General features: G+C 50.3%; 2 protein-coding genes. One reads left to right on the top strand and one right to left on the bottom strand.

The genetic code is table 11. The annotated features are described in order from the left end of the window. A partial coding sequence (locus H8S57_RS17160; RefSeq protein WP_207723848.1) for an imidazolonepropionase occupies positions 1-262 on the bottom strand: 262 nt, incomplete at its 3' end. Positions 263-418: 156 nt separating this feature from the next. Here H8S57_RS17160 and H8S57_RS17155 point away from each other — a divergent pair. Continuing rightward, positions 419-670 (top strand): hypothetical protein, encoded by a 252-nt coding sequence (locus H8S57_RS17155; protein WP_207723847.1) that lies wholly within the window; start codon positions 419-421, stop codon positions 668-670. Positions 671-1,081: the final 411 nt, after the last annotated feature.

Below are 1,081 nucleotides of genomic sequence, written 5' to 3'. Positions count from 1 at the left end.
GCAGTCGCTGGATCTCACAGGCCTGCTCTGCTGCAATGTCTCTGGGAGCAGCATCTTTCCTTGGCCGTCCTTTTGGACGTGGAAGGATCCCGGCTTCCAGCTTGCGTTCTTTTCTCCGCTCCCGCTCAAGCAGCCTTTTCCCCACCCGCTTATTCTGGGAGCCATAGTATTCTGCAACTTCCCGCTGCGTTTTTCCCTCGGCCGGCATAGCCTTGATTTCAGGCAGCAACGCTTGAACGTGTGTGTAATTCCGTTTCCCCATAACAAGACCCCCCGATGTAGTTTATTTTCCTACATCAGGGGGTCTTTTGTCACTGCCCGTTTTTACTGGTCCTGTTCAGATTTGAAATACACCCTTACGCTGACACACTTTCATGCCAAAAAGCGCCCATTCATCAAGAAGGATATATTTTCCAGGATGACGTTTTATAACTTTGCTTCCCTGCTTCGTCTCCACACCATTTTTACCCAGCCGGAAGGCACCCATGTCTATCACATTAACGCCGCTTTCGCCGCTCACATTGCACGGGAGTTCCTGCCTGGCTTTGTTCCTGTGGACAAAGTGGAGTCTTTGATTGCAAAGTTCCTGCTTCCCGTCCGGCCTGGCCGGCAAAAACCGGGGAATATGCGTGTGAAGCGCCCGACCAGTTTTCAGTACCGGATGATTTGAGGTTATTTCACATTCGTTTTTCACGGAGGAAACTCCGCGCTTTTGCCGTGTCCTCTTTTCTGATGTACGTGTTTACGAAACCGCCTCTGAGATTCTCTCCCGGAAGCGGTTTCGTTGGGGTGGCTATCTTAATGAGATTAATGCTTAGCCGGAGGCTTGATTAGGCCCTATAAGGGCCTGGTACCGTCAAGCGTTTCAAGACGCACTGAAATTTCTTTCACCTGCATCACTTGCCCTACACGATTCCTGTTCTAATGAGAGCTTTCCTTCACTGCGAGATTGGCTATTCGCTGGGTAGTGTCAAGGATTTTGCGCAAATTGGTTTGCAGGCTCTGGAATGAATGAAGTCAGCCAGCAATGGAGGCGTCCTCAACGGCAGCCTCCAGGTGCTTCATATTCATGTACTTTTTG

The organism is Lawsonibacter hominis, assembly GCF_014287895.1.
GTDB lineage: Bacteria > Bacillota > Clostridia > Oscillospirales > Oscillospiraceae > Lawsonibacter_A > Lawsonibacter_A hominis.
This window is presented reverse-complemented; position numbering and strand designations above follow the sequence as displayed.

Coding starts and splice junctions, on each gene's coding strand:
- H8S57_RS17155 (WP_207723847.1), top strand. CDS start 419: ATGACGTTTTATAACTTTGCTTCCCTGCTTCGTCTCCACACCATTTTT.